Genomic DNA, 21,534 nt, shown 5'->3' with positions numbered 1-21,534 from the left:
CTGTAAATGCCCGTTTGGTGGCGATAGCGGAGGGGTTCCACACGTACCCATCCCGAACACGACCGTTAAGCCCTCCAGCGCCGATGGTACTTGGACCGAAGGGTCTTGGGAGAGTAGGACGCCGCCAAGCGGACAACCACATTACCCGTGGTATTTTTTTTGCCCTTAATATTAATATGCCATAAAAGGGCCTTTAGCTCAGCTGGTTAGAGCGCACCCCTGATAAGGGTGAGGTCGGTGGTTCGAGTCCACTAAGGCCCACCATATTCCCTGATAGCTCAGTTGGTAGAGCACTCGACTGTTAATCGAGTTGTCACAGGTTCGAGTCCTGTTCGGGGAGCCATTTGGAGAGGTGTCCGAGTTTGGCCGAAGGAGCACGATTGGAAATCGTGTAGGCGCCACAAGCGTCTCGAGGGTTCGAATCCCTCTCTCTCCGCCATGATTTTACTTCCCTGTTAGGGATGAGAAGCCTTGGTGGTTCGTTGGAACATAAGATTAGCATGGCCCGTTGGTCAAGGGGTTAAGACACCTCCCTTTCACGGAGGTAACATGGGTTCGAATCCCATACGGGTCATATCATGGAGGCTTAGCTCAGCTGGGAGAGCATCTGCCTTACAAGCAGAGGGTCGGGGGTTCGATCCCCTCAGCCTCCACCATAAAACATCCCCAAAAAGTAGCAAATGCTTCGTTGAGGATTCCGGATACTTTCCGGGGGCCGAAGGGAATGAATACTTAAGAACGACGCGGGGTGGAGCAGCCCGGTAGCTCGTCGGGCTCATAACCCGAAGGCCGCAGGTTCAAATCCTGCCCCCGCAACCAAATTTCCTTGTGCATTTTGTTCTGGGACAAGCTGGTGTAGTGAAAGTGAATAGTATATAATTATTATTAATGACGCGGGGTGGAGCAGCCCGGTAGCTCGTCGGGCTCATAACCCGAAGGCCGCAGGTTCAAATCCTGCCCCCGCAACCAATTTTTACTTATGCATTTTGTCTGTGGAACCGTGGTGTAGTTGGCCTAACATGCCTGCCTGTCACGCAGGAGATCGCGAGTTCGAATCTCGTCGGTTCCGCCATTTAGTTAATTATTATTGGGGATTAGCCAAGCGGTAAGGCAACGGACTTTGACTCCGTCATGCATAGGTTCAAATCCTATATCCCCAGCCATTTCATTTTACAAAGTGAAATAACTCCCTAAAGGTGAATCCGAATACTTTTGGAGAATCCATTATGTGAGCCATTAGCTCAGTTGGTAGAGCACCTGACTTTTAATCAGGGTGTCGAAGGTTCGAGTCCTTCATGGCTCACCATTATTTTTAAAGTGTGCGCGTGTGGCGGAATGGCAGACGCACCAGACTTAGGATCTGGCGTTTCACGACGTGGGGGTTCAAGTCCCTTCACGCGCACCATATTTTGCGGAAGTGGCTCAGCGGTAGAGCATCGCCTTGCCAAGGCGAGGGTCGCGGGTTCGATTCCCGTCTTCCGCTCCATAATTTTTGCGCCCTTAGCTCAGCTGGATAGAGCGTTTGACTACGAATCAAAAGGCCGGGAGTTCGAATCTCTCAGGGCGCGCCATTTTTATTACTAAGTAATTCATGTTTTGACGGGATGTAGCTCAGCTTGGTAGAGCACCTGGTTTGGGACCAGGGGGTCGCATGTTCAAATCGTGTCATCCCGATTTTATATCTTTGCGGGTGTAGTTCAATGGTAGAACTTCAGCCTTCCAAGCTGATAGCGTGGGTTCGATTCCCATCACCCGCTTATAATTAAGAAACACCTGCCTATAATAGGCAGGTGTTTTTTTATGTAAATGTAAGGATCGATCAAGGGTATAAGCGGCATGGTGTATCTCAAAGATGCTACTGGTTGACTAATCAGTAACGATAACCGGCGAATAAACCTGCAAAAGTACATTTTTTAATGATACGAGGATGGTTAAAGAATGAATTCCTGCGAATCTGCAGTAATTCTTGCTCCAGAAGAAGCTTGCGAGACATAAGTGAGGATATATACCTGTATATTTTCAGTTTTCGAGCCTAATGACGAGGAGATCTGTATAAAAACCTGCACATTTGCAGGCTTCTCTTAGTCCTGCAAAAGGAATGGATGAATATAAGGGAATAACATTTTCATAATGGGTTGTGAGCCGAGGGTTCAAGAAAGCTTTTTGTATAGTTACACTCGTATGGATACAATAGAACTTAGGGATTTATTTGAGGAGGTAACTATGTTCGAATTTGAAGCTAAATTAGTGAGACCTGATGCGAATGGAAGCTGGACTTATCTTAACGTTCCTTTGGATACTGAAGAAATATTTGAAACGAAGTCCAGGGTACAGGTAAAAGGGAGTGTAAATGGAATTCCTTATAGAGGAACACTTATGCCCCATGGAAACGGGAAGCATTTTATGGTTGTAAAGAAAGAACTACGAGACCTGGCCAAAGCTCAGCCTGGTGACACAGTGCGTGTGACGATGGAGCAAGATTATCAATTACGGGAGGTAGAAGCGCCAGAAGATTTTCTCGACGCACTGAGTGCCCATGAGCAGGCAGAAGCCTATTTTAATAGTCTGGCGTATTCTTATCAGAAAGAGTACGTGGCATGGATCGAGGGGGCGAAAAGACCCGAAACAAGAGCATCCCGTATTGAGAAGTCAGTCAGCAAGCTGGCTGAAGGATTGAAGCTTAAATAAGAGTATGAGAAACTGAGCAGGCTGAATAGATGAACAGCGTCCTCTTCCTTAAGATTGAAAAGGGACGCCGTTTACATCGGTGGATATGTGTGATTTGTCTTAAATTAGAACGGCTACCTCACCACAATTCATAAACTTAATGCTTTCGATCTTTACCAATAGCTGACCTGAAGGAATCGCTAGCTGGCATGTACTGCCGAGCGGAGCCAACAGCAACTGCATACCTATAGGCGAGAACATTGAAATCTTGTTATCATTGGGTTCTGCCTGGTTTGGAAATACGATGGTGTAGGTATCTATAGTATTGTCGTCTAAGTAACGAAGCTGAAGCTGACTTCCAATCAATACGAGTGAATTCAAGTCTTCTCCATTAAAATGGGATAGTAATTGTTCCAGCTCGGAGCAATAACGAGACAACAGCGTTTCAGCGTTGCTTCTTTGTTTGCTGCGTTCCGGGAAGTACTGATTTAGAAATGCGATTTTTTCCTCATCAAAATAGATAAGCTGCTGGACCAGTTGTGTCCTTGAGCCTTCATAGATTAGACTATGGTTCATAGTAGATTTCACCCCCTCTAAGTAGCACATTCTTTGCAAATTTGTTATGACGCGTTTCCATGTTAAAACCCCTCCTATACAAATAGAGGTCCCCTAGAGGGAACCTTCTGATCAGTATACCAGCTTCTATATGTAAATCCAATCCATTTTGGAAAGGCAATTAATTCTTACTAAATAATGTATTTTAAACGTTTGACTATTGTATAGTTGGGTGCTATGATAGGCTGATGTTATAGGCATTTCGTAGAAAACTGCGGAATGCCTATACTATATTTTGAAGATATTTTTTACATTAAATATTACCAGGGGAGTGATACGCCATGTACATTTCGTTGAGTTTACCTATAGAATCTAGACATAAAAAGTAACTAATAAATTTATCAAAGGAGAGATCAGAATGATTCAAGTAAAAGAGTTTGTAGATGCTGATAATTCGTACGCTGAGAATAAGGCTAATGAGTTCTTGGCAGGGCTGCAGGAGGAACAGATTGTGAATATCTGTTACGGTTCGGTAGTTAAATCTTCACGTGATGGGGCAGAGCATCAAAGAAGCAGTATACTGGTCGTGTATAAGACAAATGAAAGGCAATAACTGGAATACGTTTTTTTCGTGCTTATCTGTTGTTTCCACGCTATGCATCGTGATCGTTCTTATGTATTATGTGTTCAGCTAACTAGCCCCTAATTGGAATACTTAATCGACTATACCTTATTATGAAAAAAGAGGACCTTTCCCACCTATGGGTAAAGGTCCTCTTTCAGTTATAAGTGCATGTATAGTCTTACATTCCGTCTGGGACGGATAATCCTAAACCAGATGCGATACGCTGTCCTAATTCTGGATCAGCTTTAAAGAAATGTCCAATTTGACGAAGTTTGATATCGTTACTTGCAACAGGAGTCATAGCGCCTACAATATTTTGAACAAGACGGGTACGTTCTTCTTCACTCATCAGGCGATACAAGTCACCAGGCTGTGTATAATGGTCGTCACTATTGTAGGAGACACTGTCGGCATATCCAGATACCTCGAATGGTGATGTTTTGTGCTGTGGTGCTTCTTTAGGTCCACCTAAGCTGTTAGGCTCGTAATAGGCACCTGATCCGCCATTGTTACCTAGTGCCATGCCGCCGTCTCGCTGATAGTTCTTCACTTCAACTTTTGGACGGTTGATAGGCAGGCTGTTATGGTTAGGACCTACCCGGTGACGGTGAGCATCACCGTAAGCAAAGAGTCGACCCTGGAGCAATTTGTCAGGAGAAGCTTCAATACCAGGAACGAAAGAGCCAGGAGAGAACGTAACTTGCTCTACTTCCGCGAAGTAGTTCTCCGGATTACGATCCAGCACCATGCGGCCAACCTCAATTAATGGATAATCTTTTTGCGACCATACTTTAGTGACATCGAATGGATCAAAGCGGTAAGTCTTCGCATCTTCGATCGGCATAATTTGCACGTAGAGCTTCCATGCAGGGAAATCACCTTTATCAATAGCGTTGAACAAGTCTTCTGTATGGTAATCTGGATTTTCCCCAGCGATTTTGGCAGCTAGATCTGCATCTAGATTCTTAATGCCTTGTTCTGTTTTGAAATGGTATTTCACCCAGACGGCATTGCCCTCCGCATTTACCCACTTGAAGGTGTGGCTTCCGAACCCGTGCATATGTCTCAGGGTAGCAGGAATTCCGCGATCTGACATCAAGATCGTAACCTGATGAAGAGATTCAGGCGATAAAGACCAGAAGTCCCAAACCGCATTAGGGTTCTTTAAGTGTGTCTGTGGATCACGCTTCTGTGTATGAATAAAATCAGGGAATTTGATTGCATCACGAACGAAGAATACAGGTGTATTGTTACCTACGAGATCGTAGTTTCCTTCTTCGGTATAGAATTTCAGAGCAAAACCACGAGGGTCCCGTACCGTATCAGCAGAACCTAGCTCACCAGCTACCGTTGAGAAACGGATGAACATTGGTGTACGCTTGCCTACCTCTGACAAGAAATTAGCTTTTGTATATTGGGTTAAATCTTGAGTGACTTCAAAATACCCATGAGCACCAGCACCCTTAGCATGAACGACACGTTCAGGAACACGTTCTCTGTTGAAATGGGCTAATTTCTCAAGCAGATGGACATCTTGCAGCAAAGTAGGACCGCGATCACCGGCTGTCATTGAATTTTGATTGTCGCCTACTGGAGCACCCCAGCTAGTCGTAAGATTATTATTATTGGAGCTCATTAATAGAATCACCTCGTAAGATTTGATTTTAGATTTAGTATAAGTTCTATATTAATGTTTTTTGAGGAAAATGCAATACTTTTTGAATAATTGCCACATTACAGTATGTGGTAATCGTCGTCACATTCAGATATATATGATAGATAGAGTGATAAATTACTAAGTAGAATTAAAAAAAGAACAGCGTCCCTCAACCATTACTGGCGCGGTACGCTGTTCTTTTGTGATATAGAAGATACCTGTATCTTATACTTAGGCTTTAATGTACATTCTGTTGAAATATTCATCCAGCATTCTCTTAGTGGCAAATTCAGTGCGTGTAGTTTCGATACTCTTCTTCATCATTTGTACCCACTGTTTACGATTCTCATAATAGGTTGGGAGTACACGATTCAATAGGGTGTCGTATAGTGCATCACTGTCATGCTTATCCAGTACCTCGAAGTCAGTAGTCTCGAAGCCGTCTCCAATCTGCCAGCCATTCTCACCCTCGATGCAGGCTTCAGGCCACCAGCCATCTAGAATAGAGCAGTTCAATACACCGTTCATGGCTGCTTTCATCCCGGACGTTCCACTTGCTTCCAGTGGTCTACGCGGATTGTTGAGCCAAATATCAGAACCGCGTGTCAACTGTGCTCCGATAGTCATATCGTAATTCTCCAAGAAGACAACACTCTTCGGATATTTTTTCATCATCGCCACTAGATTGCTGACGATTTTTTTGCCGTTATCATCGAGTGGATGAGCTTTGCCCGAGAAGACGATTTGTATTTTACCAGACTCCAGATAAGGCTCAATAATTTCTGGCTGAGAGAAGATCAGGTCACTACGTTTATAAGGAGCAGCTCTGCGTGAGAAGCCGATGAGTAGATTGTCAGCATTTAAGCTAATGCCAGACCGTTCTTTGATGAAATCGATCAGTTCTCCCTTAATTTCTTGATGCACTGCCCATAGATCGCCATTTTCTTCATAGGCTTGCGTCATTCTTTCATCTACCCAGGTAGGGGTATGAATAGCATTAGTAATACCAATGATGTCCGATCTTCCAGCAACCTCTTTCCACATTTTATTGGCTGTATCCGCATGAAGCTGCGCTACTGCATTAGATATGCGGGAGAGTCGCAGACCGGCAACCGTCATGTTGAACGGTTCACCACCGATTCGCTCCATCTGGTCACGGGTTAAACCATTGAATGCACTCATATACTCTAGACGGTCGAGTGGATGGGTTTCGTTGCCTTCTTTTATCGGCGTATGTGTAGTGAACACAACCTCTTCCCGAGTAGCTTTCCAAGCTTCCTCAAAGGTGCTGCCTCCGGACATTTTCTCACGAATTAGCTCGATGGCTGCTAAGGCTGCGTGACCTTCGTTGAAATGATAGACATCAATCGGGATTCCCAGAGCACGCATAGCTTTTACTCCGCCGATACCAAGCACGATCTCTTGAGCGATCCGTTCTTCGCCAAACCAACCGTACAATTGTCCTGTAATCCATGCATCATTATTCTCGGGGATATCCGTATCCAGTAAATACAATGTGCTGTTGCCAAAATAATCAGTCTTCCATACTTTGCACACCACATTGGTCTTTCTGACTTTAACGGTTACCTTCACCCCTGTATCTTCAAGGAAATCATAAACATAATTGTGATAGGAGTCGTAAGGATTACCGTTTGCATCAATCTTTTGGTCCGTATAGCCTTGTTTCCACTTCAGCCCAATGGGGATGATAGGAGCGTTGATATCCTTGGCTCCCTTAATGTAGTCGCCGGCGAGAATACCCAAACCTCCAGCATACATTTTGAAATCGGAATGTAATCCATACTCCATGCTGAAATAAGCTACTGATGGTAATTTTTGTTCGTTCACTTGATAAGCCTCCTAATCGCGGATTAGATTGAATTGCAGTAAAGCTGCTGGCATTATTTACGATGCAAACGTTTGCTCAAAAAACAGTGGACAATCGTTGTGGAAGCGATTGCACCATCATTCTAGCACACTTTATCTATAAAAGCATAACGTCAATTTGGTGAAAATAACCAATTTGGGGCAAAATCAACGGAAGTGATTGATAAATTAGGTTTCGCAAACTCGTGACTTTAGTCGTGAGTTAGAAAACTTCGAATAAGGCGTGTCTATGACACGTTAGTTATCCGACATATGTTTACTTAAAAACTAACTTATATGCCTAAATATTTTAATGGCATATGTTATTATGAATATGAGGTGACAACGTATGCCTGAGATTAAGCATGGACGAGGATATGTGTACTCTATCAAGTATCATATATATGGTGCGTAAAATATCGACACAAGGTTTTACTAACACTAACAAGTGAATGTGGTCGTTGTCGATTTCCATTTCAGCGATTTCAAAATTGTTATCTAATGCAATTTGTTTAAGGATTTCTAGTGTTCACCGCAACATTCTATACCTTCAATCATTAAGGCTTTGAAAGGTGTATCCGCAAGATTGTTGTTCAAAGAATTCCCTCAACTTAAAAAGAAATTGGGGGGAGGTCACTATGGAATCCTTCTTACTTTGTAGCTACTGTCAGTGAGGATACAGAGACACAGATACGGGAATACATCCAAAATCAGAAAGTGAGGTGAAGCTATGTTAATCAAAAAAGCCTATAAGTTCCGAATTTATCCTAATAAAGCACAAGAAACTCTAATTGCTAAAACGATAGGATGTTCAAGATTTGTTTTCAACTACTTCCTAAATAAGTGGAATGAAACATATAAGGAAACAGGCAAAGGTATGACATATGCTTCGTGCTCTTCTGAACTCACAAATCTTAAAAAAGAAATAGAATGGCTAAAAGAACCTGATAAGTTTTCATTACAAAATTCCTTGAGGAATCTGGATGATTCTTATAAGCGATTCTTCAAAAAGCAAAATGATGCTCCAAGGTTTAAAAGTAAAAAGAATCCTACTCAGTCCTATCAAACGAATTTTACAAACGGAAATATTGCTGTTATGGACAATAAGATTAAGTTACCGAAACTTGGACTTGTTCGCTTTGCGAAATCAAGAGAAGTAGAAGGACGCATTCTGAATGCTACGATTAGACGTAACCCTTCTGGCAAATACTTTGTAACTATACTTGCAGAAACAAATGTAGAACCACTTCCAAAAACAAATAAAGAAGTCGGATTAGATGTAGGTCTTAAAGATTTTGCTATTCTATCTGATGGCACAGTGTTTGGTAATCCTAAATTCTTTCGTACACTGGAAGCGAAGCTGGCAAATGCACAACGCATACTATCTAAAAGACAAGAGTTAGCTTTGAAGCAAAAACGTCCTCTTATCGAAGCTAAGAACTATCAGAAGCAAAAGAAGAAAGTCGCACGTATCCATGAACAGATAACCAATGTTAGAGCAAATTACTTGCACAAAATCTCGACTGAAATCATCAAAAACCACGATGTAATCGGTATTGAAGATTTATCAATAAGTAATATGCTTAAGAATGGTAATCTTGCAAAAGCGATAAGTGAAGTATCATGGTCGCAATTCAGAACTATGCTTGAATACAAAGCAAAATGGTACGGAAAACAAGTTGTAGTCGTAGCCAAGAACTTTGCAAGTAGTCAACGATGTTCAAGTTGCGAATATAAAAACAAAGACGTTAAGAATCTTGCATTACGTGAATGGGATTGTCCAGAATGCGGGAGCCATCACGATAGAGATATTAACGCAAGCTTAAATCTTAAAAATGAAGCGATAAGACTTCTAACCGTAGGAACTGCGGAGATAGCCTAATCAATTAGAAGCCAATAGGTTTCCATACTTAGGAATCTCGTCACTTTAGTGATGAGAAGTTCAAAAAGTGAAGGGAAGACCCTAAGATAAAGAGATTGAAGAATAATTAATGGTGGTGTCTAAGTTGAGTATAGTGGTAATTGGAAGCTTAAATATGGATATGGTAGTACGTACGAACCGAGCACCGAATGCAGGAGAAACACTTATGGGACAAGCCTTTGCTCTATCTCCCGGTGGAAAGGGAGCGAATCAAGCCGTTGCCGCTGCACGTCTGGGTGCTGAGGTTAGTATGATCGGCAGAGTCGGAAAAGATACCTTTGGCAGCGAAATGCTGGAGATTATTAAGCAAGAAGGTATTCATATAGAACATATCTCGGTGAGTGAGACTGAGGCAACAGGTGTAGCTTCAATCGTTATTGAAGAAGATGGAGAGAATCGGATTATTGTTGTACCCGGAGCGAATATTGATCTCTTTGTGGAGGATATACAAGCATTAGAGTCTGTGATTAGCCAAGCTGAGATGATTGTGCTGCAGCTTGAAATGGAACTGGCGATGAGTGAGTATGCTATTGCCATCGCACATCGTCATGGAATTCCGGTCATTCTGAATCCAGCACCAGCTAGAGTGCTTAAGGACGAGATGTTGGGTCAAGTATCGTATCTGACGCCTAATGAAACGGAAGCGGGAATTTTGACTGGAATGAATGTAGATAGTTTAGAGACTGCTGAGCAGGCGGCTAGTATTTTGCTGCAAAAGGGTGTTCAGAACGTTATCGTAACCTTGGGATCTAAAGGTGCATTGATCGTTAATGCTGAGGGTGCTAAGTCAGTTCCGGGATTCCCGGTCAAGGCGATAGATACGGTCGCTGCCGGAGATTCATTCAATGGGGCATTAGCCCAGCAATTAGTCTTAGGCAAAACGTTGGAGGAAGCAGTGAGCTTCGCTAATGCTGTTGGAGCACTGGCTGTAGGGAAAAAAGGCGCGATCCCATCACTGCCGCGATTTTCAGAGGTTGAACAGTTTCTAGAGCGGGTATCGGCAGGATAATAAACAGTAAAGAATCTATACTAGACGACAGGATAAGGAGCTGAAATTATGAGCAGGACAATAACCGTAAAAAATGTGACGATCGGCGAAGGAATCCCTAAAATATGTGTTCCGTTAATTGGAGCTACCTTGTCTGAACTGAAGCAGGAAGCTGAAGCACTGAAAGAGCTTAGACCCGATTTGGTGGAGTGGCGGACGGATTTTTTTGATGAGGTTGAAGACGTAGAGGCGGTCAAGTCAGCGCTAAGCGAAATTCATTCTGTAATTCCGGAGTTACCACTGATTTTTACTTTTCGGAGTGCGAAAGAAGGCGGCGAGAAGCAGGTTAGTGCGGATTATTACATAGCACTGAATACAGCTGCTGCCGTAAGTGGCTTAGTAGATATCATAGATGTTGAATTATTCAATGAGGAACAGGATGTAAAGCTACTAGTCGAAGCGGCTCACGCTCATAACGTCTTTGTCATTATATCGAATCATGATTTTCATGGAACACCTTCCCAAGAAGAGATCATCTCGCGACTATGTAAGGCGCAGGAGCTTGGTGGGGACTTGCCTAAAATTGCGGTTATGCCTCAGGATGCGGGGGATGTGCTGACTTTACTGGAAGCCACCCATATCATGAAGGAGCAATATGCAGACCGCCCGATTATAACGATGTCCATGGCGGGAGCTGGGGTAATCAGCCGTTTAGCCGGTGAAATATTCGGTTCAGCGCTTACCTTTGGAGCGGCGCATAAGCCCTCTGCACCAGGTCAGGTTGCTGTGGTTGAGCTGCGAAATGTACTGTCACTGCTGCATCGCAGTTTATAAGGGTTATTCGGATAATAGGAATAGAGCGGCAACCGGAATTCCGGTGCCGCTCTTTTTCTATTTCAAAATATAAGAAAGTATAAGTTTTACGCTTAAATTATCCTTCTATTTTTCGCAGAAACGATCATCGTCCCTGAAAGGACGCTGAAGGCGTTTCTTCTTATTATTTTGTTCCCGTGTATACGTGAACGGCATCTCTTAAGAACGCTGCGAGTCCAGGGCGTCGCTTGTCATAGTACTTGGTAAAACGTTCATCATCCACATACATTTGCGCTACGCCAGCATGTGCTTCTTTGGAATAAGTATCCCAGTAGAAGGAGAGCCATTGACGGTGCAGGTCAGCACTTTTTTGTGCCAATACACTGGCAGGATCTCCATGCTCCATAGCCTGTAAGAGTGTCTCGAACATGTCCTCCTCAAGCTGCTGTATAGCTGCATATTGCTCTTCTGACATACCTTTAAGCTTCTTGTTGGATTGATCCGCGGTGCTGTCCCCGTATTTCTCCCGTATTTCTTGACCGTATTTCTTCTCGTTATCCTCTACCAGCTTTTGTTTAAAGCCTTCGAATTTCTCAGCGTCACTCATAGTAATTCTCCCTTCCTGATGAGCTAGCGTCTGTTCGACGTTAGCGATTAATAAATCTAATTGCTGTCTCTTTTCAAGCAGCTTGTCATGATGCTCCCGCAGCGCTTTGGCTCCGTCGAATGACGGCTCGGTCATAATAGCTTTGATACGCTCCAGACTTAAACCAAGCTCTCGATAAAATAAGATTTGCTGTAGTAGATCTACTTCGGCGCGGCCATAGATACGATACCCCGAGGAGTTGATTCTCGCCGGCTTAAGAATGCCAAACTCATCGTAGTAGCGCAGGGTTCGCGTACTGATTCCAGCTAGCTCTGCGAGCTTCTGTACTGTGTATTCCGTAGTATCACCTCCCACAAATTCAATGTACACCTTTACGTAGCGTGAAGGTCAAATGTTTTTTTAGAGTATCCAAAACAGCGGCAGTTACCCGCTAAAGATCATTGGGAAGACTGCCGCTGCTATGATTTGCTGGTGCTTGAAGTTATTTTTGACCCATCTGCGCCGCAAAATAATTTTGTAATTCCTCTAATTTCCGAGGATCGGTTAGGGTTGTTTTATCTGAGAAGTAGTGTTCGAGAACAAGGTCCCAGGTAGGTACAACTTTTTGCGAGTTCATCGCTTTAATGGCGACTTTGACCGTCTTGCGTTCTTTGGCATTGGAGAAGGTATCTACGTAATGCTGCGAGCGCTCGAAATCCAGATCATTAAAGACAGCTCGGAAGATCTCCGACGTCATCTTTGCATCATCCAGTGCACGGTGAGCAGAACCAGAAGGTTCAAGCTCAAACAAAGCCATTGCACCTTCGACACTGATATCATTGCTAAGGCCGCGAGCACGCAACACACCTTTCAGTAAATCGAAATACGTAGCGGACATCCAGTAGGAATCGTCCATCTTGTGCATGCGCACATCCTGGATGATGCGCTTCATGTCCTCGCCACCCCAAGTAAGCAGCAGTACTCCGTCTGTACTTAGATCAAGCCACTCTCTAAACGCAGTGATGACTTTCGGGAAGCGGGGGGCGATATCGATTTCCTCTTGGGGAATACCGGTTTTTTTCTTAATAAAAGAATTAAGGGTAGAGAAATATATGGGTTTGATCAAGGAAGAAAATTCATCCTTATACTGCAATGAAGAGTCTAACCGGACGGCTCCAATCTCAATGACCTCCATAGGGTGCTCGCTGGCAAACTTACGGCCGTTGAATTCGATGTCCAGAATAATATAATCCACAGGTACTTGCCTCCGTTCCATGACTGACGCTGTAGTGCTTAATACGTCGACTACTCTATTTTAACAAAAAAAGCGATGTAATGGGGAGTATAGGAACAAGCTAATATTGGAACATAAAAAGAACCTGCACTATGCACAACAGCGCGGGTTCTTTTTATAACTATAGATGAGCAAATACGATTGCAGTAAATGGAGTAAGACGGTTAGTGCTCTGAACCGGCAGCGGGTTCAGGCTGATGAATCGGCTGTTCGAGTAAGACGGACCCGTCTTCAAGACGAAGCCAGGTATCGAAGTCCTTGGTGCCCTGAGTCAGTTTTATGACGCGTGCTCCCCGCATAAAGCCTTCTTTTCCATAAGTGTTATAGCCAGTCGCCCGCCCGTAGCAGAGGCGTATGCCGTACAGGTTGCCCGTAAAATCGTTGATATGGTCATGTCCGCAAAAGGTGCCAAGCACATCGCCCATTTCAAGCAAAGCTGTGAACAATCCCGAGTTAACATGTGGTGAGCATACACGCTCAAACTTATGTCCATGACAGACTTGTGTTGACCATGCTTCCTGGTACTCAGGAATCGGGATATGGAAGAAAGCCAATGCAGGTAGTCTGTTCTCAGCAGTCTTTGGATTCAGCCGAGCTGATTCAGCAGTTAGCCAGTTGATCTGATTCCGGCTAATCCAATTGTAGCCAGGGATATGCTCCATCTCGGAATAGCTGCCGGAGTCTACGAAATAAAGAACAGCAGCCGCATGGCCATCCTGATCTTTAATTTCAAGCGTGTAATTGCCTGAACCTTCAAGATCCTCTGGACCGGCTTCCGCCAGGCAGTGGGGATGTTCCAATGCAATTTGCATAAGTTCACTGCGAGAAATCAGGGTTTCTGTATCATGGTTACCGAATACGAAGGCCCAAGGTGTACCTGTTTTCTCCACAGCAGCGACAGCATTCCGAAAAGCTTGGGCGGGGTCTTCACACGCCTTTTCGCCTGGTGATACAGGGGCGGTGTAAATTAGATCACCTGTGAAAACCACAAGATCAGGTTGTTCCGCTTCTAGAACGCGTTCCATCAGTTCCCGGGTACGCTGATCTTCGGCTCTTCCATCCATCCAGTGAAGATCAGTGAACTGTACAATTTTCAAGGTTCCATCTTGTTGAAATGATAAACTGTGTCTCATTAGGGTATCTCCCTTACTGTCTAATATTGTTAGTCGACCCAGATCCGCTGGGTGAAGTGATCTCCGGAGTTTCTACCAATCATAATATCAAATTCCCCGGGCTCGAAGACCAATTGATCGTCTTTTCCGTAGAACATCAGCATATCTCTAGTGATCTCGAAAGAAACCACTTGTTTCTCATGCGCTGCGAGTGTAATCTGCCGGAAGCCCTTCAGCTCCTTGATCGGACGCACGACACTTGCACTGACATCGTGGATATAGAGTTGAACGGTTTCCTTGCCGGCGATGTCCGAAGTATTCTCTACCTCAATGGAGGCAACAACTCGATCGGCAGCATCAACATTGAAGTTGCTGTGATCAAAACTGGAGTAGCTAAGTCCATATCCAAAGCAGAACAGCGGGTCATTAGGGCAATCCAGATATCGAGTTACATAACGAACATTGGGATATAGTGGATCATAAGGACGGCCCGTCTGATAAGCATTGTAATAGACAGGAATTTGCCCAACCGAGTAAGGAAAGCTCATAGATAAACGACCGGAAGGATTATAATCTCCGAACAGCACATCAGCTAGTGAGTTTCCTGATTCTGTACCTAGGAACCAGGCTTGCAGCAAAGCGTCGCTAGCCTCAAGAACGGGCTTTAGCTCCAGCGGTCGGCCGCTAAATACAACGGTAACGATCTTTTTGCCGGTATCCTTCAGACGCCAGATCAGCTTCTCCTGATTGGTCGACAGGCGTAGATTGGTTTTGCTTCCGCCTTCCCCGGTATCCTGCTGATTCTCGCCGACAGCAGCGAGAATCACATCGCAATCTTTCAGGCGCTGGAAAGCTTCCTCGATTTCATCCTCCACATCAAAAACACCGTCCAGCATGCTTCCCAGCTCGCCAGTCATGGCCGTAATAATATCTGCAGCAGAAGTTTTTTGAGAAACGCCGCTGTAGAGTGATACGGCAGGGTCTTTTTCCGTTCCAGACCAGCCGCCTAGCACATGAATGGAGGTAGCGAAGGGACCAGCTAGTCCAATCTTCATACCGCGTTTAAGGGGCAGAGCGTCATTGTCATTTTTCAGCAGAACAACTGAGCTGGCACCAAGCTCTCGCGCGGCTTGCAAATGCTCCGCGCTCGGCGTAGGCGCCTCATCTACTAGTGGATCTGCATCCTTGAATGGATTCTCAAACAAGCCGAGAGCGTCCTTGAGCTCCAGCACTCGGATGACGGCTTCATCAATCAAGGAAATATCAAGCTTACCTTCCTGGACTAGACCAGCACCGTGGTTCAGATAATGGGTGGACATCATTTCAATATCCAGTCCGGCGGCCAGACTTTTCTCTGCTGCTTCACTGCCATCCTGCGCAGCACCATGAGGGATCAGCTCATTGACGGAATTGAAATCAGCAATGGTAACGCCGTTGAAGCCCCATTCCTCGCGCAGAATCCCGCGGAGAAGTTTGGAATTACCGCTTGCTGGTATGCGATCGATCGTATTGAATGCGGCCATCACCATGGCTACACCCGCATCTACTGCAGCCTTATAGGCTGGCAGATAGAACTCGCGTAATACGCCGAGGGACATATCCACCGTATTGTATTCACGACCGCCTTCGGGAGCGCCATAGCCGGCGAAGTGCTTCACACAAGCAGCGATGCGTCCTTTTTCTTTTAGGTCTTTGCCTTGATAGCCCCGCACCATGCTCTCGGTTACACGGGCATTTAGATAAGGGTCCTCACCGGATGTCTCCATCACCCGTCCCCAGCGCGGATCGCGTACTAGATCCGTCATTGGTGAGAAAGTGAGGTGAATGCCGGCAGCCGCACTCTCCTTGGCTGCAATTTCAGCGAATCTTTCGCAGGCTTCTAGGTCAAAGCTACAACCTATCGCAAGCGGAATCGGAAGGATGGTTCTGTAACCATGAATGACATCTGCCATGAAGAGCAGGGGAATCTTCTGACGGTTGGTTTTCAAATGCCGGGTCTGCAGATCAATCACATTCCTGGCGCCAATGCCGTTCAGAACGCTTCCGATGTTCTCCATTATTTGTGGCTGAATGTTCAGTTCCTTGAATGGGCCAGTTAAATCCACGGTATCATCTAACCCCCAATAGTGAGGGCCTAGCTGGGTTAATTGGGCCAATTTTTCTTCTAGAGTCATGTCGTTCACAAGATCTTGGATAAACGCTTTAGTCATGATTAACACCTTCCTCGTGAGCGCATTGAAAGTTATTGTGACAAATAGATGGGCTATACCGACAAGAGAGCGCTTGCAGATTGTGTTTACCGCTATTTTGATCTACTCCAGAACCCTTCAGGGGGCTATAGAACATTAAGAGCAAGAGCGGATTCCGAGTATAGGATAGCTTTCAGTATCCTGCTTCGTATGCACACGCAGATAAAATAGTATTAGATGAAACATGAAATAGATCAGTACGGGGAGTTCATTGTCAGACGCCCTTTATAGAGGCTGACATGTTTGTGAAAGAACAAATAGAAACGTTTCCATTAACGATACATATCGATCTTAGTCCGAAGCCCATAAAAAGTCAATTATCTTCGCTAAAATGGTTGATTCATAATATTTAGGATGTGAAATGTGATTTTTATTACTAGAAATTCAAAAATAAAATGAATTGACAGCGCATACATCTAGGGAGTATGATTTTCGTACAGGGAGTTTCAAAGAAATTATGGAAACGTTTCTATATCATCCGATACGCTTTTTCATAAAGGATGAGCAAGCAGTTTTATGCTGGTTGCGGGACAAGAAAGGAAGCTAAGTTATGCATGTGACGAAATGCATCTTTCAAATTGGAGGTGGGCTCATTGGCAAGAATTAAGCTTGCGGGTGGAAGTATTGTCCGAGAAGTCATTAAGAACAAAGTGCTTTTTCTAATGTTGCTGCCTGTAATCGTATATTTCATTATTTTTCACTATGCGGTAATGCCTGGCGCTTATGTTGCATTTGTAGATTACAAGCTCAACAAAGGTATTTTCGGAAGTAACTTTATCGGTCTGAAAAACTTCGAATTTTTGGTTCAAAATGGCGATCTATGGAATATTACCAAGAATACGTTGCTCTACAACATCGTCTTCCTAGCTCTAGGTAACATTATTCAAATTGTGTTTGCCATTATGCTATCGGAGATCTCGGGCAAGTGGTTCAAGAAAGTGTCACAATCGGTCATTCTCCTACCTAACTTTATTTCCATGGTTATCGTCGGTGTGTTTGCCTACAATATATTCAATTTCAATTCCGGGTTTATCAATACGATGTTAACTGGAATGGGGCTAGACCGTTACGAGTTTTATTCTGATCCGGGCATATGGAAATACATCATTGTAGCCTTCAAGATCTGGGCTGGTACCGGATACGGAATGATTGTCTATCTGGCAACGATCACAGGGATTAATCATGACCTCTACGAAGCTGCCTATATGGACGGAGCCACAACCTGGCAGCGAATCCGTTATATGACCTTACCAATTCTCAAACCAACCTTTATTTTGCTCCTGCTATTCGGAATGGGTGGAATTCTCAAAGGCTCCTTTGACCTCTTCTACAATCTGATTGGCACGAACTCCGTACTGTATCCGCAGACGGATATCATTGATACCTATGTCTTCCGTTCACTAGTAGGACAATTTAATTTCTCTATGGGCGCCGCAGTAGGCTTCTACCAATCCTTATTCGGTCTGATTCTGGTGCTTGTAGTTAACTTTATTGTACGCAAGGTCGAGCCGGACAGCGCATTGTTCTAGATCAGACACGAAACAGGGGTGATGAATATGGAAACTCAAAAAATCAAACAAGATTCCGGAAGTATTATCATAAAAACGATTAGCTATGTCTGCATTACTATCTTTTCACTGTTCTGTTTATTTCCCTTTGCTCTAATGATCTCCTCATCGTTCATGAATGAGCAGGAGATCGTCCGTGAGGGCTACAAGCTGCTGCCTAAGGAATTTTCCTTTAAGGCTTACGAGATGTTGTTCAACAACTCTACGCAATTGATAAATGCTTATCAGGTAACTATTTTTATAACCGTTGTGGGTACGGTCCTTGGACTGTTCATGATGTCGATGGCTGGGTTCGTGCTTAACCGCAAGGATTTCAAATATCGCAACTTCTTTTCCTTTCTAATTTACTTTACAACACTTTTCAGCGGTGGCTTGATTCCAACGTACATCCTGATGGTCAAGCACTTGGATTTGAAAGACAGCTTATTCGCCATGATTCTACCGGGCGTGGTTGGCGCATGGTCCATCTTCCTAATGCGTAATTTTATGAAGGCCATTCCGGATTCTTTATATGAATCTGCTACCATTGACGGTGCTGGTGACTTCCGCATCTATTGGCGGATATTTATTCCGCTGGCTGTCCCATCCTTGGCTACCATTGGACTTTTCTCAGCGTTGGGCTTTTGGAATGAGTGGTACAACGGGATGCTTTATATGGACTCCCCGACGAAATATCCACTCCAATACTTCTTGCAGCGAATGGTTAATCAGACGAACCTAGGGGCGCTGATCAACTCGGGAGCGGTTATCAATACTGCCGATCTTCCAACGCAGTCCATTAAGATGGCTACAGCTGTATTGGCCACTGGACCAATTATTCTCTTATATCCATTTGTACAGCGTTATTTCGTAACGGGCCTCACCATCGGGGCTGTAAAGGGTTAATGGACGTCTCCTTTTCGAAGGCGCGTTTATTATAAATGCAATTCATAAATAGAAGAGAAAAGGGAGGCTTACCTAATGAAAGGTAAAAAAATTGCGTCTTCTTTAATTGCTGTACTCATGCTTACTGGGGCACTGACAGCCTGTTCATCGAAGAACAACGAAGCGAGTAATGATTCGACAGCTACGAAGGCACCAGAAGCTTCAACGAATACAGGCGGAGTAGACACTTCCAAAGAAGCTAAGTTGGTGTACTACCTGTGGGGCAGTGAAGGCGTTCAAAATAAGGCGATTCTAGCTGAAATTAACAAAAAGCTCAAAGCTGATCTCAACGCTACAATTGAAGTGAAGTATATTGACTGGCCGGATATCAATACGAAATACCCGTTGCTATTTGCTTCAGGTGAGAAGTTTGATATGTCTCATGCATCTCCAGGAGCACCAGTATCTTACTTTACATTGGCTAGTGAAGGCGCTTTAGTGGACCTTACAGATATGCTCGATAAAGTTGCTCCTAAGCTGAAGGCAGAAATCCCTGCTAGTGTATGGGAAAATACTAAATACAAAGGTAAAATCTATGGTGTTCCGAGTCTTTATAGCGAATATACACCAAATGGTTATGCCTATCGTGTAGACTTGCTGAAAAAATACGGCATGGATAAAATCACCACTATCGATGATATGGTTAAATACATGGATAACGTAGTTGCCAATGAGTCCTTCCCACCAATTAACGGTAAGGCTGAAGATGCAGCCAATATGTTCAGAATGCTCGTAGATACTACAGGAATGTGGCTTAACGCACCTGGTATATCTTTGAATGAACTGAATCTTGTGACCAAAAGTCCAGAGGACTACAAGACCGTCTTCCATCCAGCATACACTCAGGAATTTGAAGATTGGGCTGTGAAGATGCGTGAATGGGCAGATAAAGGATACTGGGGCAAAGATGTGCTGTCTGCAACTCTTGGCAGCAAAGATAACTTCAGAGCAGCAAACTCCGCAGGTTATTTGACTCATGCTCAGGACTGGATCGGCCAATACGGTGCAGATTTGAAGGCACAACCAGAGGCAGAAACTGCATTCTTCACTTTTGCGGAAGCCAACAAGAAGATCAAACGTAAGATGGGTGTTGACAACTCGACTGTAATCAGCACGAACTCCGAGAATCCAGAGCGCTCTTTGATGGTGATCGAGAAGTTTATGACTGACGAAAGCTACTACAACCTCATCCAAAACGGTATTGAAGGCAAACAATATGTTATGGAAAATGGTGTTAAAAAGCAGCCTGCAGGCTTCAACGAAAAAACTGATGGCGGAGGTTTCGCTGCTTGGTCACTTCGTAATGACAAATTCGTAGTTCCTACGGATACAGAAAACCCAATTCGTAACTCCTTGTTTGCAGAGTGGGATAAAGTCGCTATCGATGATCCATACAATGGCTTTAGCTTTGATCCATCGAATGTAACTACAGAAATTGCTTCCATCTCCAACGTGAATTCCCAGCTTGGTATTCAATTGATGCTTGGTAAAACAAGCAAAGATCCTAAAGCTGCTGTAGCGGAATACCGTGAGCAACTGAAAAAAGCAGGAGTTGACAAGGTTATTGCCGAAGTAGAAAAGCAATTGGCTGAGTTTGTTCCAGTGAACTAAAGAACGTTAAAAGGTGTGAGGGAGCTATAGTAGCATATAGCTCCCTTACTTATAAGTGGGGGAGTATAGTGGACGTAAATATCAAGGATATCGCGCGGATTTCCGGTGTGGGCATCTCGACGGTTTCCAGGGTCATCAACAATAAGGGGCTGGTGAGTAAGGCTACACGGGAAAAGGTTCTGAATGTTGTTAAGGAATACAATTACATTCCCAATTCCAATGCAAGAAATTTAAAAACTACGGAGTCTAAGAACATTGCACTAATGGTCAAGGGGATTACTAATCCGTTCTTCTCCAATATGATCAAAGAGATCGAGCGTCAGGCTAATCTACGAGGTTATCCCTTCCTTATTCATCAGGTAGAGGATGGTACGGATGAAATCAATGCAGCGATCCAGCTGACCAAAGAAAAAAATCTATGCGGGATTATCTTCATGGGCGGAACCTACAATCATTCCGAAGAGAAATTCAAGCAGCTGACGGTCCCTTTTGTTCTGACGACGATCACCTCCACACAAGAGGTGGACCCTGATATCTTTTCCAGTGTCACCATTAATGAATTGAAAGAAGCTTATAAGGCCACCAATTATTTGATCTCACTTGGACATGAGAATATCGGGTTTTTAGCCAAGTCCCCATTGTTGGATGAAACTACGGGGAATCGACGATATTTGGGCTACAAAAAAGCACTGGAAGAACATAATCTGCCTTACGATGCACAGTTGGTGGAGGATTGTGAATACAGTCCTAGCTCGGGATTTGATGCGACGCGCAGACTGCTTAAAAGGAATAAGGGAGTAACCGCAATATTTGCTGCTTCCGACACGATTGCTATCGGTGCTGCCAAAGCTGTACTTACCGCGGGGTTGTCTATCCCGGATGATATTTCAATCATTGGCTTTGACGGGATTGAGATGGCGGAATATTTTCATCCTTCACTTGATACGATCAGCCAACCAGGTACAGAAATGGCTTTATCCAGTGTGGGCGTCTTGTTTGATCTTATTTCTGGACGGTCAGGCCATCAGCATATTGTCTACGATGCGGTATTGCTCAAGCGTGGCTCCTGCAAGATGATCAAGGCTAAAGTTTAATCCT

General features: G+C 44.2%; 17 protein-coding genes, 15 tRNA genes, 1 rRNA gene and 1 pseudogene. 26 read left to right on the top strand and 8 right to left on the bottom strand.

The annotated features are described in order from the left end of the window. Window positions 1-13: 13 nt before the first annotated feature. From rrf to NSS67_RS30280, 17 genes are all read left to right on the top strand, one after another. Window positions 14-130: ribosomal RNA gene (rrf, locus tag NSS67_RS30360) — 5S ribosomal RNA — on the top strand. 57 nt (window positions 131-187) lie between these two features. Next, window positions 188-264: transfer RNA gene (locus NSS67_RS30355), tRNA-Ile, on the top strand. Window positions 265-267: 3 nt separating this feature from the next. After that, window positions 268-343, top strand: a tRNA-Asn gene (locus NSS67_RS30350). A gap of 3 nt (window positions 344-346) precedes the next feature. Then, window positions 347-439: transfer RNA gene (locus NSS67_RS30345), tRNA-Ser, on the top strand. A 63-nt stretch (window positions 440-502) separates the two neighbouring features. Then, window positions 503-574 (top strand) — tRNA-Glu (locus NSS67_RS30340). A gap of 6 nt (window positions 575-580) precedes the next feature. Next, a tRNA-Val gene (locus NSS67_RS30335) sits at window positions 581-656 on the top strand. Between the two features lie 86 nt (window positions 657-742). After that, window positions 743-819: transfer RNA gene (locus NSS67_RS30330), tRNA-Met, on the top strand. A gap of 73 nt (window positions 820-892) precedes the next feature. Then, window positions 893-969: transfer RNA gene (locus NSS67_RS30325), tRNA-Met, on the top strand. A gap of 25 nt (window positions 970-994) precedes the next feature. Continuing rightward, a tRNA-Asp gene (locus NSS67_RS30320) sits at window positions 995-1,072 on the top strand. A gap of 16 nt (window positions 1,073-1,088) precedes the next feature. Further along, window positions 1,089-1,163: transfer RNA gene (locus NSS67_RS30315), tRNA-Gln, on the top strand. A 67-nt stretch (window positions 1,164-1,230) separates the two neighbouring features. After that, window positions 1,231-1,306, top strand: a tRNA-Lys gene (locus NSS67_RS30310). Window positions 1,307-1,321: 15 nt separating this feature from the next. After that, window positions 1,322-1,405 (top strand) — tRNA-Leu (locus NSS67_RS30305). Window positions 1,406-1,411: 6 nt separating this feature from the next. After that, a tRNA-Gly gene (locus NSS67_RS30300) sits at window positions 1,412-1,486 on the top strand. Between the two features lie 8 nt (window positions 1,487-1,494). Further along, window positions 1,495-1,571: transfer RNA gene (locus NSS67_RS30295), tRNA-Arg, on the top strand. A 29-nt stretch (window positions 1,572-1,600) separates the two neighbouring features. Beyond that, window positions 1,601-1,674: transfer RNA gene (locus NSS67_RS30290), tRNA-Pro, on the top strand. A gap of 12 nt (window positions 1,675-1,686) precedes the next feature. Continuing rightward, window positions 1,687-1,757 (top strand) — tRNA-Gly (locus NSS67_RS30285). 466 nt (window positions 1,758-2,223) lie between these two features. After that, entirely contained in the window at window positions 2,224-2,688 is a 465-nt protein-coding gene (locus NSS67_RS30280) for a YdeI/OmpD-associated family protein (RefSeq protein ID WP_339317492.1), read from the top strand. 99 nt (window positions 2,689-2,787) lie between these two features. Here the strand turns inward: NSS67_RS30280 and NSS67_RS30275 are convergent, their stop codons facing one another. Continuing rightward, a complete protein-coding gene (locus NSS67_RS30275; protein WP_339317491.1) occupies window positions 2,788-3,243 on the bottom strand; it encodes a GreA/GreB family elongation factor in 456 nt (151 codons plus the stop codon). A gap of 397 nt (window positions 3,244-3,640) precedes the next feature. Between NSS67_RS30275 and NSS67_RS30270 the strand changes: the two genes are divergently transcribed. Next, window positions 3,641-3,835 (top strand): sporulation protein Cse60, encoded by a 195-nt coding sequence (locus tag NSS67_RS30270; RefSeq protein WP_339317490.1) that lies wholly within the window; start codon window positions 3,641-3,643, stop codon window positions 3,833-3,835. Window positions 3,836-4,025: 190 nt separating this feature from the next. On the opposite strand, the gene katA is transcribed toward NSS67_RS30270, so the two are convergent. The 3 genes and pseudogenes from katA to NSS67_RS30255 all read right to left on the bottom strand — a co-directional run. Then, on the bottom strand, window positions 4,026-5,483 hold the full coding sequence (katA, locus tag NSS67_RS30265) for a catalase KatA (RefSeq protein WP_339317489.1): 1,458 nt from the start codon (window positions 5,481-5,483) through the stop codon (window positions 4,026-4,028). Between the two features lie 252 nt (window positions 5,484-5,735). Beyond that, on the bottom strand, window positions 5,736-7,352 hold the full coding sequence (glgP, locus tag NSS67_RS30260; protein ID WP_339317488.1) for an alpha-glucan family phosphorylase: 1,617 nt from the start codon (window positions 7,350-7,352) through the stop codon (window positions 5,736-5,738). Window positions 7,353-7,809: 457 nt separating this feature from the next. Then, window positions 7,810-7,893 (bottom strand): annotated as a pseudogene (locus NSS67_RS30255) (transposase); the annotation flags it as partial. A gap of 42 nt (window positions 7,894-7,935) precedes the next feature. Between NSS67_RS30255 and NSS67_RS30250 the strand changes: the two are divergent. From NSS67_RS30250 to aroD, 4 genes are all read left to right on the top strand, one after another. Further along, entirely contained in the window at window positions 7,936-8,031 is a 96-nt protein-coding gene (locus tag NSS67_RS30250; protein WP_339317487.1) for a hypothetical protein, read from the top strand. 69 nt (window positions 8,032-8,100) lie between these two features. After that, entirely contained in the window at window positions 8,101-9,252 is a 1,152-nt protein-coding gene (gene tnpB / locus NSS67_RS30245) for an IS200/IS605 family element RNA-guided endonuclease TnpB (RefSeq protein WP_339317486.1), read from the top strand. A 115-nt stretch (window positions 9,253-9,367) separates the two neighbouring features. Next, complete coding sequence (gene rbsK, locus NSS67_RS30240; protein ID WP_339317485.1) at window positions 9,368-10,300, top strand: ribokinase; 933 nt, start codon at window positions 9,368-9,370, stop codon at window positions 10,298-10,300. 48 nt (window positions 10,301-10,348) lie between these two features. Further along, window positions 10,349-11,113: a type I 3-dehydroquinate dehydratase gene (gene aroD / locus NSS67_RS30235; protein WP_339317483.1), complete on the top strand. Its 765-nt coding sequence runs from the start codon at window positions 10,349-10,351 to the stop codon at window positions 11,111-11,113. A 163-nt stretch (window positions 11,114-11,276) separates the two neighbouring features. On the opposite strand, the gene NSS67_RS30230 is transcribed toward aroD, so the two are convergent. The 4 genes from NSS67_RS30230 to bglX all read right to left on the bottom strand — a co-directional run bounded on the left by NSS67_RS30230 (window position 11,277) and on the right by bglX (window position 16,294). Then, complete coding sequence (locus NSS67_RS30230; protein ID WP_339317482.1) at window positions 11,277-12,068, bottom strand: MerR family transcriptional regulator; 792 nt, start codon at window positions 12,066-12,068, stop codon at window positions 11,277-11,279. A gap of 112 nt (window positions 12,069-12,180) precedes the next feature. After that, window positions 12,181-12,954, bottom strand: coding sequence for a 3'-5' exonuclease (locus NSS67_RS30225; protein ID WP_339317481.1), 774 nt, complete (start codon window positions 12,952-12,954; stop codon window positions 12,181-12,183). Between the two features lie 182 nt (window positions 12,955-13,136). Continuing rightward, the gene (locus NSS67_RS30220; protein WP_339317480.1) at window positions 13,137-14,105 is read right to left on the bottom strand and encodes a metallophosphoesterase family protein; all 969 of its coding nucleotides are present in this window, start codon (window positions 14,103-14,105) and stop codon (window positions 13,137-13,139) included. Between the two features lie 29 nt (window positions 14,106-14,134). After that, on the bottom strand, window positions 14,135-16,294 hold the full coding sequence (gene bglX, locus NSS67_RS30215) for a beta-glucosidase BglX (RefSeq protein WP_339317479.1): 2,160 nt from the start codon (window positions 16,292-16,294) through the stop codon (window positions 14,135-14,137). Window positions 16,295-16,926: 632 nt separating this feature from the next. Between bglX and NSS67_RS30210 the strand changes: the two genes are divergently transcribed. The 4 genes from NSS67_RS30210 to NSS67_RS30195 all read left to right on the top strand — a co-directional run bounded on the left by NSS67_RS30210 (window position 16,927) and on the right by NSS67_RS30195 (window position 21,530). Further along, the gene (locus NSS67_RS30210; protein ID WP_339317477.1) at window positions 16,927-17,862 is read left to right on the top strand and encodes an ABC transporter permease subunit; all 936 of its coding nucleotides are present in this window, start codon (window positions 16,927-16,929) and stop codon (window positions 17,860-17,862) included. A gap of 27 nt (window positions 17,863-17,889) precedes the next feature. Further along, window positions 17,890-18,786, top strand: a complete 897-nt coding sequence (locus NSS67_RS30205; RefSeq protein ID WP_339317476.1) for a carbohydrate ABC transporter permease — start codon at window positions 17,890-17,892, stop codon at window positions 18,784-18,786. A 75-nt stretch (window positions 18,787-18,861) separates the two neighbouring features. Then, window positions 18,862-20,436: a DUF3502 domain-containing protein gene (locus NSS67_RS30200; protein WP_339317475.1), complete on the top strand. Its 1,575-nt coding sequence runs from the start codon at window positions 18,862-18,864 to the stop codon at window positions 20,434-20,436. A gap of 68 nt (window positions 20,437-20,504) precedes the next feature. Further along, complete coding sequence (locus NSS67_RS30195) at window positions 20,505-21,530, top strand: LacI family DNA-binding transcriptional regulator (protein ID WP_339317474.1); 1,026 nt, start codon at window positions 20,505-20,507, stop codon at window positions 21,528-21,530. Window positions 21,531-21,534 lie beyond the last annotated feature (4 nt).

This window comes from Paenibacillus sp. FSL R10-2734 (genome assembly GCF_037963865.1).
Taxonomy (GTDB): Bacteria; Bacillota; Bacilli; order Paenibacillales; family Paenibacillaceae; genus Paenibacillus_AQ.
This window is presented reverse-complemented; position numbering and strand designations above follow the sequence as displayed.